Genomic DNA, 14596 nt, shown 5'->3' on the forward strand with positions numbered 1-14596 from the left:
TCCGCAGTTCCGCCAGGAACCCGGCGATCTCCGTCTCCAGCCGCTCCGACTGGCCGGACAGCGAACCGGCCGCGCCCAGGACGCGGGCCGATGCCTCCCCCGTCCGGCCCGCCTCCCGGGTCACGCCGGCGATGCGCTCGGACACTTCGCGGGTGCCGTCCGAAGCCTGCGCCACGTTGCGCGCGATCTCGGCCGTGGCGGCATCCTGCTGCTCGACGGCGGCCGACACCACGACCATCGCCTGGTTGACCTCGCCGATCGCCTCCCTGATGTCCCGGATCGCGGCCACGGCCCCGTCGGTGGCGCCGCGGACCGCCTCCACTTGGGCGACGATCTCCTGGGTTGCCCCGGTGGTCTGGCCGGCCAGGAGCTTGACCTCGTTGGCGACCACGGCGAAGCCCTTTCCCGCCTCGCCGGCCCGCGCCGCCTCGATGGTGGCGTTGAGGGCCAGCAGGTTGGTCTGGGCGGCGATCGCGCGGATCATCTTCACCACCTCGCCGATGCGGTGCGCGGTCTCGGCCAGGCGGCGGACACCGGCGTCGGCGGCCTCCGCCCGCTCGGCCGCGGCGCCCGCGAGCTCGCTGGACCGGCAGACCTGGGACGTGATCTCGCAGATCGAGGAGGACAGCTCGGCCGCCGCGGCGGCGACGGTCTGCACGTTGGCCGATGCCTGCTCGACGGCCGCGGCGACGGCGACCGCGTCCCGGCTCGTCTCCTCGGCGGCTGCCGACATCCGGTCGGCCGTCGAGGCAAGCTGGCCCGAGGCGTCGGCGACCGTGCCGGCGACCCGGCCGACCGTGTCCTCGAACGTCGCCGTCACCGAGCGGAACCCGGCGACCCGGTCGGCCATGCCGCCGGACGCGGCGTTGATCGCCCGGGCCGCCCCCAGGAAGTCGCCGAGAAGACCGCGCTCGACGATGCGGCGGTGATAGCGCTGCTCGGACACCGCGGCGAGCGAGGCGCGCGCTTCGCGCACGAATGCGTCCGAGCGGTCGGCGAAGGCGTTGACGGCGTCCAGCAGCGCCGCCACCCCGCCCCGGCCGATACCGACCACGCGGGCGTCGAAATCGCCCCGCGACAGCCTGTCCAGGACGTCCCGGCCGCGGCGGATCTCCGCGGCGACCGCATGGACCTCCCACGCGGCGAAAGCGCCGGCCGCGGCCGCGAGGAACGCCGCCGCGCCGGCCGGCAGCATCAGCCCCCCGAGCGCCAGCCCGCCGGCGACGACGCCGCATGCCGCCGCGGCAGTCGCGGCCAGGCGCGCGCGGACGGGGTCAGCCCTGGAGGGAGAAGACGAAGCGCTCATAGTCCAGCCCCTTCTCGGCGAGCAGCGTGTGGAGCCGGGCGAGCGACGCCGCTACGGCCTGCGATTTGCGCGGGTGCCTGCGCTCCTCGGCCAGGAGATCGCGATAGAGCGGCGCCACCACCGTCTCGACGGTCCGCCGGTCCGGCACGCGGCGGTTGGAATGGTAGCCGGTGATCCGGTCCTCGCGGTCGAAGGTCGGAGTGACGTGGGCGAAGACCCAGTAATGATCGCCGTTGACCGCGCGGTTCAGCACGTAGGCGAAGATCTCCCGCCGCGCCTGGATCGTGTCCCACAGCACCTTGAACACGCAGGCCGGCATCTCGGGATGGCGGATCACGTTGTGCGGCGCCCCGATGGCCTGGCGCTCGGTCAGGCCCGAGATGCGCAGGAAGACGCGGTTGGCGTAGGTGATCCTGCCGCCCCGGTCGGTCTTCGTAACGATGATCTCGTCGGGATCGAAGCGACGTTCGACCCCCGTCAGCACCAGATCCGCCATGGCTCGCCCCCCTCGTCGCCAGAGAGGTCGCACATCGGCGGAACCGACTGGATGATCCATGTCAAATCTGCACGCATTGCGTGCAGGGGGCAGAAAAAAGGCCGCGCCGGTCACCCGGCGCGGCCTTCGATGAAGCGGGTCGAGCGCCGTCAGGCGACGTTGCTCTGCCCCTGCGGCATGCCCGGCGGCAGAGCCGCCTGGTCGTCGCCGTCGACCTGCTGGGCGACGCGGTCGCGCTCCGCGGCGATCTGCTTCAGGCGGTTCACCACCGATCCCGTCCCGGCCGGGATCAGGCGGCCGACGATCACGTTCTCCTTCAGGCCGTCGAGGTTGTCGACCTTGCCGGAAACCGCCGCCTCGGTCAGCACGCGGGTCGTCTCCTGGAACGAGGCCGCCGAGATGAACGACTTCGTCTGCAGCGACGCCTTGGTGATGCCCTGGAGAACCGGCCGGCCACGGGCGATGCGGAACTCCTCGCCCCGCTCCTCGGCGTCGTGGGCCATCTTGCGGTTGGTCTCGTCGTACTCGTCACGGTCGACCTGCTCGCCGAGCAGGAACGTCGTGTCGCCCGGGTCCTCGATCTCGACCTTCTGCAGCATCTGGCGAACGATCACCTCGATGTGCTTGTCGTTGATCTTCACGCCCTGCAGCCGGTAGACCTCCTGGATCTCGTTGGTGAGATAGGCGGCGAGCGCCTCCACGCCAAGCACGGCCAGGATGTCGTGCGGCACCGGGTTGCCGTCCATCAGCAGGTCGCCCCTCTGGACATAGTCGCCCTCCTGGACGGAGATGTGCTTGCCCTTCGGGATCAGGTACTCGCGCGGCTGCTCGTTCTCGTCCTCGGGAACGACGACGATGCGGCGCTTGGTCTTGTAGTCCTTGCCGAACTCGATCCGGCCGTCGGCGTCCGAGATGATCGCGAAGTCCTTGGGACGGCGCGCCTCGAACAGCTCGGCGACCCGCGGCAGACCGCCCGTGATGTCGCGGGTCTTGGAGCCCTCCCGCGGGATGCGGGCGAGCACGTCGCCGGCCCGGACCTGCGAGCCGTTCTCGACCGACAGGATGGCGTCCACCGACATGTAGTAGCGCGCCTCCAGCCCGTTCGGCAGCTTGACCACGTCGCCGGTCGCATCGCGCAGCGTGATGCGCGGCTTCAGGTCGGCGCCGCGCGGCTGCTGGCGCCAGTCGACGACCACCTTCGAGCTGATGCCCGTCGCCTCGTCCATCACCTCGCGGAACGACACGCCCTCGATCAGGTCGACGTAGTTGGCGATACCCTCGCGCTCCGTGATGATCGGCAGCGTGTAGGGGTCCCACTCCGCCAGCTTCTGGCCCTTGGTGACCGGCTCGCCTTCCTTGGCCAGCAGCTTGGCGCCGTAGGGCACGCGGTGGCGCGCCTTCTCGCGGCCCTGCTCGTCGACCAGGACCAGCTCGCAGTTGCGGCCCATCACGATCGGCACGCCCTGCGAGTTCTCGACCAGGTTGCGGTTCTTGATCTGCAGCAGCGCGTCGAAGGCCGCCTCGACCGAGGACTGCTCGGCACCGCGCTGGGCGGCGCCGCCGATGTGGAAAGTCCGCATCGTGAGCTGCGTGCCCGGCTCGCCGATCGACTGGGCGGCGATGACGCCGACCGCCTCGCCGACGTTGACGAGCGTCCCGCGGGCCAGGTCGCGGCCGTAGCAGAGCGCGCACACGCCCTCCCGCGACTCGCAGGTCAGCACCGAGCGGATGTTGACGCCGTCGATGCCGGCCTGCTCGACCCGGTCGACCAGCGGCTCGTCGATCAGGCCGCCGGCCTCGACGATCGTCTCGCCCGACAGCGGATGGACGATCGCCACCGCAGCGGCGCGGCCGAGGATGCGCTCGGACAGGGGCGAGATCACCTCGCCGCCGTCGATCACCGCCTTCACCGTGATGCCGCGGGTCGTGCCGCAGTCGTGCTGGGTGATGATGCAGTCCTGCGCGACGTCGACCAGACGGCGGGTCAGGTAGCCGGAGTTCGCCGTCTTGAGCGCCGTGTCGGCCAGGCCCTTGCGCGCGCCGTGGGTGGAGTTGAAGTACTCCAGCACGGTCAGGCCTTCCTTGAAGTTCGAGATGATCGGCGTCTCGATGATCTCGCCCGACGGCTTGGCCATCAGGCCGCGCATGCCGGCGAGCTGCTTGATCTGGGCCGCCGAACCGCGCGCGCCGGAATGGGCCATCATGTAGACGGAGTTGATGCCCTGGCCCGGGATGTCCTTCTTGATCACGTCCATCATCGCGGCGGCCACCTTCTCGGTGGTCTCCGACCAGACGTCGACGACCTTGTTGTACTTCTCGCCCTGGGTGATCAGGCCGTCCAGGTACTGCTGCTCGTACTCCTTGACCCGCTCCTGGGCCTCGCCGACGAGGCGGGCCTTCTCCGGCGGGATGACCATGTCGTCCTTGCCGAAGGAGATGCCGGCGCGGCAGGCATGGCCGAAGCCGAGCTTCATCAGGCGGTCGGCGAAGATCACCGTCTCCTTCTGGCCGCAATGGCGATACACCACGTCGATGACGTTGGTGATCTCCTTCTTGGTCAGCAGGCGGTTGATCTGCGTGAACGGCACCGCCGGGTGGCGGGGCAGGATCTCCGACAGCAGCATGCGGCCCGGCGTCGTGTCGACGCGCAGGACGGTCGGCTTGCCCTCGGAGTCCACGGTCTTGTAGCGCGCCTTGACCTTGGAGTGCAGGGTCACGACCTTCGCGTCGAGCGCCTGCTGGATCTCGCCGATATTGGCGAAGGCCATGCCCTCGCCCGGCTCTCCGTCACGCTCCATCGTGATGTAGTAGAGGCCCAGAACGATGTCCTGGCTCGGCACGATGATCGGCTTGCCGTTGGCGGGCGACAGGATGTTGTTCGTCGACATCATCAGCACGCGCGCCTCCAGCTGGGCTTCCAGCGAAAGCGGCACGTGGACGGCCATCTGGTCGCCGTCGAAGTCGGCGTTGAAGGCGGTGCAGACCAGCGGGTGGAGCTGGATCGCCTTGCCCTCGATCAGCACCGGCTCGAAGGCCTGGATGCCGAGGCGGTGCAGCGTCGGGGCGCGGTTGAGCAGGACCGGGTGCTCGCGGATCACCTCCTCGAGGATGTCCCAGACCTCCGGCCGCTCCTTCTCGACCATGCGCTTGGCGGCCTTGATCGTCGAGGCCATGCCGTACAGCTCGAGCTTGGCGTAGATGAACGGCTTGAACAGCTCGAGCGCCATCTTCTTCGGCAGGCCGCACTGGTGCAGCTTCAGCTCGGGACCGACGACGATCACCGAGCGGCCGGAATAGTCGACGCGCTTGCCGAGCAGGTTCTGGCGGAACCGGCCCTGCTTGCCCTTCAGCATGTCGCTGAGCGACTTCAGCGGACGCTTGTTGGCGCCCGTGATGACGCGGCCGCGCCGGCCGTTGTCGAACAGGGCGTCGACCGCCTCCTGGAGCATGCGCTTCTCGTTGCGCACGATGATGTCGGGCGCGCGCAACTCGATCAGGCGCTTCAGCCGGTTGTTCCGGTTGATGACGCGGCGGTACAGGTCGTTGAGGTCCGAGGTCGCGAAGCGGCCGCCGTCGAGGGGGACCAGCGGACGCAGCTCGGGCGGGATCACCGGGATGACGCGCAGGATCATCCATTCCGGACGAGCACCCGACTCCTCGAACGCCTCGATCAGCTTCAGGCGCTTGACCAGCTTCTTGCGCTTGGCCTCGGAAGCGGTCTCGCGCAGCTCGTCGCGGCAGCGCTCATGCTCCTGCTCGAGGTCGATCTCGGCCAGCATGTGCTCGAGCGCGTCGGCGCCGATCTTCGCCTCGAAGGCGTCGTCGCCGAACTCCTCCTGGGCGTTCAGGTACTCGTCCTCGCTGAGGAGCTGATGCAGCTTGAGCGGCGTCAGGCCCGGCTCGACGACGACGTAGTTCTCGAAATAGAGGACGCGCTCCAGGTCCTTCAGCGTCATGTCGAGCAGAAGGCCGATGCGGCTCGGCAGCGACTTCAGGAACCAGATGTGGGCGACGGGGGAGGCCAGCTCGATGTGGCCCATGCGCTCGCGGCGCACCTTCGAGAGCGTGACCTCGACGCCGCACTTCTCGCAGATGATGCCGCGGTACTTCATGCGCTTGTACTTGCCGCACAGGCACTCGTAGTCCTTGATCGGCCCGAAAATGCGCGCGCAGAACAGGCCGTCGCGCTCCGGCTTGAAGGTGCGGTAGTTGATGGTCTCCGGCTTCTTGATCTCGCCGTAGGACCAGGAGCGGATCCGCTCGGGGCTCGCGATCGAGATGCGGATCTGATCGAAGCTCTGCGGGCCAGGCTGCTGGCCGAAAATGTTCATCAACTCGTTCATCAACCGTCTCCCGCGGGAAATACCGGTAAAATACTAGGTCCGGCCGGACCGGGAGGGCGCGCCCGCGCCCTCCCGCCGGAGGTGTCGGTTCAGTAGGTCCGCTGGTTCAGCTCGACGTTCAGGCCGAGCGAGCGCAGCTCCTTGACCAGGACGTTGAACGACTCCGGGATGCCCGCCTCGAAGTTGTCGTCGCCACGGACGATCGCCTCGTAGACCTTGGTGCGGCCCGACACGTCGTCGGACTTGACCGTCAGCATCTCCTGCAGCGTGTAGGCGGCGCCGTAGGCCTCGAGCGCCCAGACCTCCATCTCGCCGAACCGCTGTCCGCCGAACTGGGCCTTGCCGCCCAGCGGCTGCTGGGTGACGAGGCTGTAGGGCCCGATCGAGCGCGCGTGGATCTTGTCGTCGACGAGGTGGTGGAGCTTCAGCATGTAGATGTAGCCCACCGTGACCTTGCGGTCGAAGGCCTCGCCGGTGCGGCCGTCGACCAGCGTCGACTGCCCCGACCGGTGCATCCCCGCCATCTCCAGCATCCGGCAGATGTCGTCCTCGCGAGCACCGTCGAAGACCGGCGTCGCGAACGGGATGCCGACGCGCAGGTTGTCGGCCAGCTCCATGAGCTGCTCGTCCGGCAGGTCCGCGATGTCGGTGTCGTAGGCCTTCTCGTAGACCGACTTGAGCCGCTCGCGCAGCTCGCCCATCGGCTCGGCGGGATTGCTCCCGTCGCCGCGCCGGAGTGCGATCCGGTACTTGTCGAGCGCGGCGCCGACCTGCCGGCCGAGCCCCGCGGAGGCCCAGCCGAGATGGGTCTCCAGGATCTGCCCGACATTCATGCGCGACGGCACGCCCAGCGGGTTCAGGACGATGTCGACCGGAGTGCCGTCCTCGAGATAGGGCATGTCCTCCATCGGGATGATCTTGGAGATGACGCCCTTGTTGCCGTGGCGGCCGGCCATCTTGTCGCCGGGCTGCAGCTTGCGCTTCACCGCGACGAACACCTTGACCATCTTCATGACGCCCGGCGGCAGCTCGTCGCCGCGCTGCAGCTTCTCGACCTTGTCCTCGAAGCGCTTCTGCAGCCGCTCGATGCTGTCGTCGAAGACGCGGCCGATCGCCTCGATCGTCTCCATCACCTGCTCGTTCTCGACCGTCACCTGACGGAGCTGGCCGGAGGTGAGCATCTGGAAGTCGGCCTCGGTGATCTGCGCGCCGGTGCGCATGCCCTTGGGCCCGCTCACCGACACCTGGCCGAGCAGCAGCTCGCGCAGGCGGCCGTAGAACGACCGCTCCAGGATCTTGCGCTCGTCGTCGCGGTCCTTGGCCAGCTTCTCGATCTCGGCGCGCTCGATCGCCATCGCGCGCTCGTCCTTGTCGACGCCGCGCCGGGAGAAGACGCGGACCTCGACCACCGTGCCGGTGACGCCCGGCGGCAGGCGCAGCGACGTGTCGCGCACGTCGGAGGCCTTCTCGCCGAAGATCGCCCGCAGCAGCTTCTCCTCGGGGGTCATCGGGCTCTCGCCCTTCGGCGTGACCTTGCCGACCAGGATGTCGCCCGGCTTCACCTCGGCGCCGATGTAGACGATGCCCGCCTCGTCGAGGTTCTTGAGCGCCTCCTCGCCGACGTTCGGGATGTCGCGGGTGATCTCCTCCTGGCCGAGCTTGGTGTCGCGCGCCATGACCTCGAACTCCTCGATGTGGATCGAGGTGAAGACGTCGTCGCGCACGATCCGCTCGGAGATCAGGATCGAGTCTTCGAAGTTGTATCCGTTCCACGGCATGAACGCGACCAGCACGTTCCGGCCGAGCGCCAGCTCGCCGAACTGGGTCGACGGGCCGTCGGCGATGATGTCGCCGGCCTTGACGATGTCGCCGACCTTCACCAGAGGCCGCTGCGTGATGCAGGTGTTCTGGTTCGAGCGCTGGAACTTCAGCAGGTTGTAGATGTCGACGCCGGGTGCGGCGGTATCGGTGTCGTCGGTCGCCCGGATCACGATGCGGGTCGCGTCGATCTGGTCGATGATGCCCGAGCGCTTGGCGACGATGGTGACGCCGCTGTCGCGCGCGACCGTCGCCTCCATGCCGGTGCCGACCAGCGGCGCGTCCGCCTGGATCAGCGGCACCGCCTGGCGCTGCATGTTCGAGCCCATCAGCGCGCGGTTGGCGTCGTCGTTCTCGAGGAACGGGATCAGCGCCGCGGCCACGGAGACGAGCTGCTTCGGCGAGACGTCGATCATGTTGATCGCCTCGGGCCGGAACATCAGGTACTCGCCGCCCTGGCGGCAGGACACCAGCTCGTCCTTGAAGCTGCCGTCCTCGTTCAGCTCGGCGTTGGCCTGGGCGACCGTGTAGCGGCCCTCCTCCATCGCCGACAGGTAGACGACCTCCTCGGTGACCTTGCTGTTCACGACCCTGCGGTACGGGCTCTCGATGAAGCCGTACTGGTTGACCCGCGCATAGGTCGCCAGCGAGTTGATCAGGCCGATGTTCGGGCCTTCAGGCGTCTCGATCGGGCAGATGCGGCCGTAATGCGTGGGATGGACGTCGCGCACCTCGAAGCCGGCGCGCTCGCGGGTCAGGCCGCCCGGCCCGAGGGCCGAGAGGCGCCGCTTGTGCGTGACTTCCGACAGCGGGTTCGTCTGGTCCATGAACTGCGAGAGCTGCGAGGACCCGAAGAACTCGCGCACGGCCGCGGCGGCCGGCTTGGCGTTGATCAGGTCGTGCGGCATCACCGTGTCGATCTCGACCGAGCTCATGCGCTCGCGGATCGCACGCTCCATGCGCAGCAGGCCGACGCGGTACTGGTTCTCCATCAGCTCGCCGACGGAGCGGACGCGGCGGTTGCCGAGATGGTCGATGTCGTCGATCTCGCCGCGGCCGTCCTTCAGCTCGACCAGGACCTTAAGGATCGCGAGGATGTCCTCCTTGCGCAGCACGCGGACCTGGTCGTCCGTCTCGAAGCCGAGGCGGGCGTTCATCTTGACCCGGCCGACCGCCGAGAGGTCGTAGCGCTCCTGGTCGAAGAACAGGCCGTTGAACAGGGCCTCGGCGGATTCGAGCGTCGGCGGCTCGCCCGGGCGCATCACCCGGTAGATGTCGATCAGCGCGTCCTCGCGCGAGGCGTTGCGGTCGACCGCCATCGTGTTGCGCAGATACGCGCCGACATTGATGTGGTCGATCGCCAGCACCGGCAGTTCGTCGACGCCGGCCTTCTCGAGCTTCTCGAGGTCGGCCATCGTCAACTCGTCGCCGGCCTCGTAGAAGACCTCGCCGGTCTGCTCGTTGATGATGTCGGCGGCGAGATAGCGGCCGGCCAGCTCCTCGGGAGCGACGAGCTGCTCCTCAAGCCCCTGCTCCTGCAGCTTGCGGGCGAGGCGCGGCGTGATCTTGGTGCCGGACTCGGCCATCACGGTGCCGGTCCGGGCGTCGATCAGGTCGGCGACCAGCTTCACGCCCTTCATGCGCTCGGGGTTGAACGGCGTCTTCCAGCCGTTGCCGGCGCGCGCATAGGTGATGTGCCCGTAGAAGGTGTTGAGGATCTCTTCCTTCGACATGCCCTGCGCCTCGTAGGGCAGCAGGTCCTTGCCGTCGGCCCGGCGCTGGGCGCGCAGCTCGGCCGACTCGCGCCCGTCGAGCGCGAACAGCAGCGTCGTCGCCGGCAGCTTGCGGCGCCGGTCGATGCGCACATAGACGAGGTCCTTGGCGTCGAACTCGAAGTCGAGCCAGGAGCCGCGGTACGGGATCACGCGGGCCGCGAACAGGTACTTGCCCGAGGAGTGCGTCTTGCCCTTGTCGTGGTCGAAGAACACGCCGGGCGAGCGGTGCATCTGCGAGACGATGACCCGCTCGGTGCCGTTGATCACGAAGGTGCCGTTGGCCGTCATCAGGGGCATGTCGCCCATGTAGACGTCCTGCTCCTTGATGTCGCGGATCGAGCGCAGGCCGGTGTCCTCGTCGACGTCGAAGACGGAGAGGCGCAGCGTAACCTTGAGCGGCGCCGCGAAGGTCATGCCGCGCTGCTGGCACTCCTCGACGTCGTATTTCGGCTGCTCGAGCTCGTAGCGCACGAAGTCCAGCACGGCACGGTCGGAGAAGTCCTTGATCGGGAAGACCGAGCGGAACACCTCCTGCAGCCCGACATTGCCGCGCCGCTCCGGAAGGACGTCCATCTGGAGGAAGTGGTCGTAAGAGCTCCGCTGCACCTCGATCAGGTTGGGCATGCGGGTCACTTCGGGTATGCGCCCGAAGCTCTTACGAACACGCTTACGTCCCGTGAAGGATTTGGCCATGGATGCCCCCGAAGCTCTCATCAAATTCTGAACTCATCCGTGCCGTTCCGCCCGTCGGGGCGGATGGCGTGCGATTCCGCCCGCAGGCGGAGGGCGTTCGTCCGCGTCCACCCGGGATGCCCGGCATGCCGGGGCGCCGCTGCGGGGACGCGAAAAGGCGCCGGCGCGCGGGACGTTCCCGCGGCGCTCCGACGCGCGAATTGGGACCGGTCGTGGCGAGTCGGCACGTCGGAAATCCGAGCGCCGGCGCCGAGACGGTAGGCGGTGGCCAGGGTGGAACCTCCTCCCGGCTTCGGTGTTCTCCGTCTGTCCCAGAAGACAGACAACGCCGTACGGCGGCAGGGCCCTTGGGCCCAGCCGCCGTCCAGCGTTGATGTGCGCTCTCTGTCGCTCGGCAAGACGGTCTTACTTAACTTCGACCGTCGCGCCCGCTTCTTCAAGCTGTTTTTTGATCTTGGCGGCCTCGTCCTTCGACACGCCTTCCTTGACGGCCTTCGGCGCGCCCTCGACCAGGTCCTTGGCCTCCTTGAGGCCCAGGCCGGTGATGGCGCGGACTTCCTTGATCACGTTGATCTTCTTGTCGCCGGCGCCGGCGAGGATCACGTTGAACTCGGTCTGCTCCTCGGCCGGGGCGGCGGCGGCGGCGGCACCCGGGGCGGCGGCGGCCGCGACCGGAGCGGCGGCGGAGACGCCCCACTTCTCCTCGAGCATCTTCGACAGCTCGGCCGCCTCGATGACGGTCAGAGCGGACAGTTCGTCTACCAGCTTGGCCAGATCAGCCATGGGTTTAGCTCCTGTGGAATGCTTGAACTTCGTGAGATCGATTGAGGTGGCTCACGCCGCCTCGTCCTTCTTGGCGTAGGCCGCGAGCACGCGCGCGACCTGGCCGCCGGGAGCCTGCAGGACGCCGGCGATACGCGTCGCCGGGGTCTGGATGAGGCCGACCAGCTTGGCGCGCAGTTCGTCGAGCGACGGCAGCGAGGCGAGCGCCTTGATGCCGTTCTCGTCGAGAAGCTGGGTACCGAGGGAGCCGCCGAGAATCTTGAACTTCTCGTTGCCCTTGGCGAAATCGGTCGCCACCTTGGCGGCCGCGACCGGGTCGGCGGAGTACGCCACCGTGGTCGGGCCCTTGAACAGACCGTCTAGCTTCTCGAACTGCGTGCCCTTCAGGGCGATGCGAGCGAGCCGGTTCTTCGTCACCTTGAAGCTGGCGCCCGCGGCGCGCATCTTGCGGCGCAGATCCGTCACCTCGGCGACCGTCAGGCCCGTCTGATGGGCGATGACGACGAGGCCGGCATCTGCGAGCGCAGCATGCAACGCCGCGACCGTCTGTTCCTTCTGAGTGCGGTCCACGGATCACTCCGTCGCTGTGGGGCCATCGGATCGCTCCTCCGGTCCCCGGGCTGAGAGGAACCCCCGTCCGCCCGGAGGCGGGTGGAGGCCCGGTTCATACCTGTCCCAGAAGTTCAAGCCGTCGGACCCGGGGACGCGCGAGCGCCCGTCGGGCCGTATCGGTTCAACTCCCGTCTATGCAGGCCTTCCTTAGGCCGCCGTGCCGGCCAGGCCGGTACGGCGACACCTGCAGTCTCGGACAGGGTGGGCGGCCGGAGCCGCCCGCCTCCGCGGACCGGAGTCCGCGGGGGATCTGTCTGCGCTGGCCGTCAGGCCTGCGCGGCGAGGGTCGCCGGATCGACCTTCAGGCCGGGGCCCATGGTCGAGGCCAGCGAGACCTTCAGGATGTAGGACCCCTTGGCGCCGGCCGGCTTCGCCCGGGTGATCGCCCCGACGAAGGCGCGCACGTTCTCGACCAGCGCGTCCTCGGAGAAGCTCGCCTTGCCGACGCCGGCATGCACGATGCCGGTCTTCTCGGCGCGGAACTCGACCGAGCCGCCCTTGGCCGCCTTGACGGCCTCGGCGACGTTCGGGGTCACGGTGCCGAGCTTCGGGTTCGGCATCAGGCCGCGCGGGCCCAGGATCTTGCCGAGCTTGCCGACGACCGCCATCATGTCCGGCGAGGCGATGCAGCGGTCGAAGTTGATCTCGCCCGCCTGGATGCGCTCCGCCAGGTCGTCCGCGCCGACGATGTCGGCACCGGCGGCGGTCGCCTCGTCCGCCCGCGCGCCGCGCGCGAACACGGCGACGCGAACGGTCTTGCCGGTCCCGTTCGGGAGCTGGACCATGCCGCGGACCATCTGGTCGGCGTGGCGCGGGTCGATGCCCAGGTTCATCGCGATCTCGACGGTCTCGTCGAACTTCGCGGTCGCGTTCTGCTTCACGATGCGGATCGCGTCGTCGAGCTGGTAGAACTTCTCGCGGTCGACGGTCGCGACGGCCTTCTTCAGGCGCTTGCCGATCTTAGCCATGGCTCGTTCACTCCGTCACTTCGAGGCCCATCGACCGGGCGGACCCGGCGATCATCTTCGCCGCAGCGTCGACGTCGTTGGCGTTGAGGTCCACCATCTTCGTCTGCGCGATCTCGCGGATCTGGGCCATCGTCACCGTGCCGACGGTACCCCGGCCGGGGGTCTGCGACCCCTTGTCCAGCCCGGCCGCCTTCTTCAGGAAGAAGGAGGCGGGCGGGGTCTTGGTGACGAAGGTGAAGGTACGATCCGAAAACGCGGTGATCACGACCGGGATCGGCATTCCGATCTCGAGGTCGGCCGTCTTCGCGTTGAATGCCTTGCAGAACTCCATGATGTTCAGGCCGCGCTGACCGAGCGCGGGACCGATCGGCGGCGATGGGTTCGCCTTGCCGGCCGGCACCTGGAGCTTGATGTAGCCCACGATCTTCTTTGCCATCTTCCTGCCTCTGCTGCGGGCCGGCGCGGCCGGCCCATTGCGGGTGCGCGGTGCGGCCGTGGCGAGCCTCCCGCGCGGAACCGGAAAGCCGGCCGGAGCCGGCGTCCCGGAAACTCTGAGCTTCCGGACCTGGCGGTCAGACCTTCTCGACCTGCCCGTATTCGAGCTCGACCGGCGTCGCGCGGCCGAAGATGGACACCGCCACCTTGACCCGCGCCTTCTCCTCGTCGACCTCCTCGACCAGGCCGGTGAACGAGGTGAACGGGCCGTCGGTGACCCGCACCTGCTCGCCGATCTCGAACTGGATCGACGGCTTCGGCCGCTCGACCCCTTCCTGGACCTGGTGGATGATCCGGGCCGCCTCGGACTCGCTGATCGGCTGCGGCTTGCCGCCGCCGCCCAGGAAGCCGGTGACCTTCGGCGTGTTCTTCACCAGGCTCCAGCTCTCGTCGCTGAGCTCCATCTTCGCCAGCACGTAGCCGGGGAAGAACTTGCGCTCGGCGTTGACCTTGGCGCCCCGGCGGACCTCGACGACCTCCTCGGTCGGGACGAGGATCTCGTCGAACAGCTCCTCCAGGCCCTTCTGCGCGGCCTTCTCGCGAATGGCCTGCGCGACCTTCTTCTCGAAGCCCGAATAGACGTGGACCACGTACCAGCGCTTGGCCATGGATCAGGCTCCCAGCCCCAGGATCGCGCGGACACCGAAGCCCAGTATCTGGTCGACGACGAGGAAGAACAGCGACGCCAGGATCACCATGACGAACACCATGCCGGTGGTGATCATGGTTTCCTTGCGCGTCGGCCACGTGACCTTTGCGACCTCGCGCCGCACTTCGCGGCCGAATTCTACTGGGTTCTTGCTCGCCATCGCGGTTTGCCGCCGCTCCCGGAAAATCGGATCGCCCGCCAGCCTGGAGACTGCGGGCCCATTGGTCGTTTCAGCGCCACCCGACCAGGATGGCAGGAGTGGAGGGGCTCGAACCCCCAACCCCCGGTTTTGGAGACCGGTGCTCTACCAATTGAGCTACACTCCTAGCGCCGTCCTGCGGACGACGTCGCGCCAGGCACCCCCGCCGTCCGGGACGAGTCCCGGCCGGCCGCGGGCACCGCGGCGCGCGCCCTTGTAGCGGAACCGCCCCATCGCGTCCAGCAAAAAGGCCGATGCCGGGAACTTTCCGGCATCGGCCCGCCTGCTTACTCGACGATGCTGGCGACGACGCCGGCGCCGACGGTGCGGCCACCCTCGCGGATGGCGAAGCGCAGGCCCTCGTCCATGGCGATCGGGGCGATCAGCGTCACCACCATCGCCACGTTGTCGCCCGGCATCACCATCTCCGTGCCTTCCGGCAGCGCCACCGTCCCGGTC

11 protein-coding genes and 1 tRNA gene are annotated in these 14596 nt (G+C 68.4%); all 12 read right to left on the bottom strand.

The features are described from left to right. On the bottom strand, positions 1-1306 hold a 1306-nt coding region (locus VGO20_RS27715), incomplete at its 3' end, for a methyl-accepting chemotaxis protein (RefSeq protein ID WP_327505658.1). Further along, positions 1275-1802 (bottom strand): PAS domain-containing protein, encoded by a 528-nt coding sequence (locus VGO20_RS27720; protein ID WP_327505659.1) that lies wholly within the window; start codon positions 1800-1802, stop codon positions 1275-1277. The genes VGO20_RS27715 and VGO20_RS27720, both read right to left, overlap by 32 nt. Before the next feature lie 149 nt (positions 1803-1951). Beyond that, positions 1952-6145: a DNA-directed RNA polymerase subunit beta' gene (rpoC, locus tag VGO20_RS27725; protein WP_327505660.1), complete on the bottom strand. Its 4194-nt coding sequence runs from the start codon at positions 6143-6145 to the stop codon at positions 1952-1954. 89 nt (positions 6146-6234) lie between these two features. Continuing rightward, the gene (gene rpoB, locus VGO20_RS27730; protein WP_327505661.1) at positions 6235-10431 is read right to left on the bottom strand and encodes a DNA-directed RNA polymerase subunit beta; all 4197 of its coding nucleotides are present in this window, start codon (positions 10429-10431) and stop codon (positions 6235-6237) included. A 405-nt stretch (positions 10432-10836) separates the two neighbouring features. Further along, positions 10837-11214 (bottom strand): 50S ribosomal protein L7/L12, encoded by a 378-nt coding sequence (gene rplL / locus VGO20_RS27735; RefSeq protein ID WP_327505662.1) that lies wholly within the window; start codon positions 11212-11214, stop codon positions 10837-10839. A gap of 51 nt (positions 11215-11265) precedes the next feature. After that, positions 11266-11784, bottom strand: a complete 519-nt coding sequence (gene rplJ, locus VGO20_RS27740) for a 50S ribosomal protein L10 (RefSeq protein ID WP_327505663.1) — start codon at positions 11782-11784, stop codon at positions 11266-11268. Between the two features lie 308 nt (positions 11785-12092). After that, positions 12093-12794, bottom strand: coding sequence for a 50S ribosomal protein L1 (gene rplA, locus VGO20_RS27745; RefSeq protein WP_327505664.1), 702 nt, complete (start codon positions 12792-12794; stop codon positions 12093-12095). Positions 12795-12801: 7 nt separating this feature from the next. Continuing rightward, on the bottom strand, positions 12802-13230 hold the full coding sequence (gene rplK, locus VGO20_RS27750) for a 50S ribosomal protein L11 (RefSeq protein ID WP_327505665.1): 429 nt from the start codon (positions 13228-13230) through the stop codon (positions 12802-12804). A gap of 136 nt (positions 13231-13366) precedes the next feature. Continuing rightward, positions 13367-13897: a transcription termination/antitermination protein NusG gene (gene nusG / locus VGO20_RS27755; RefSeq protein ID WP_327505666.1), complete on the bottom strand. Its 531-nt coding sequence runs from the start codon at positions 13895-13897 to the stop codon at positions 13367-13369. 3 nt (positions 13898-13900) lie between these two features. Beyond that, positions 13901-14098, bottom strand: a complete 198-nt coding sequence (secE, locus tag VGO20_RS27760) for a preprotein translocase subunit SecE (RefSeq protein WP_327505667.1) — start codon at positions 14096-14098, stop codon at positions 13901-13903. A gap of 90 nt (positions 14099-14188) precedes the next feature. Continuing rightward, a tRNA-Trp gene (locus tag VGO20_RS27765) sits at positions 14189-14264 on the bottom strand. Positions 14265-14424: 160 nt separating this feature from the next. Next, positions 14425-14596 (bottom strand): EF-Tu C-terminal domain-related protein (locus tag VGO20_RS27770; RefSeq protein ID WP_473964863.1); only part of this gene is annotated, 172 nt, incomplete at its 5' end.

Origin of the sequence: Arenibaculum sp., from assembly GCF_035998295.1 — a bacterium.
Lineage (GTDB): Bacteria > Pseudomonadota > Alphaproteobacteria > Azospirillales > Azospirillaceae > DASYHS01.

Bases quoted from the DNA above. Each gene is read 5' to 3' on its own strand.
- rplA (WP_327505664.1), bottom strand. From the start codon at position 12,794: ATGGCTAAGATCGGCAAGCGCCTGAAGAAGGCCGTCGCGACCGTCGAC.
- VGO20_RS27720 (WP_327505659.1), bottom strand. From the start codon at position 1,802: ATGGCGGATCTGGTGCTGACGGGGGTCGAACGTCGCTTCGATCCCGAC.
- rplK (WP_327505665.1), bottom strand. From the start codon at position 13,230: ATGGCAAAGAAGATCGTGGGCTACATCAAGCTCCAGGTGCCGGCCGGC.
- rplL (WP_327505662.1), bottom strand. From the start codon at position 11,214: ATGGCTGATCTGGCCAAGCTGGTAGACGAACTGTCCGCTCTGACCGTC.
- rpoC (WP_327505660.1), bottom strand. From the start codon at position 6,145: ATGAACGAGTTGATGAACATTTTCGGCCAGCAGCCTGGCCCGCAGAGC.
- nusG (WP_327505666.1), bottom strand. From the start codon at position 13,897: ATGGCCAAGCGCTGGTACGTGGTCCACGTCTATTCGGGCTTCGAGAAG.
- secE (WP_327505667.1), bottom strand. From the start codon at position 14,098: ATGGCGAGCAAGAACCCAGTAGAATTCGGCCGCGAAGTGCGGCGCGAG.
- rpoB (WP_327505661.1), bottom strand. From the start codon at position 10,431: ATGGCCAAATCCTTCACGGGACGTAAGCGTGTTCGTAAGAGCTTCGGG.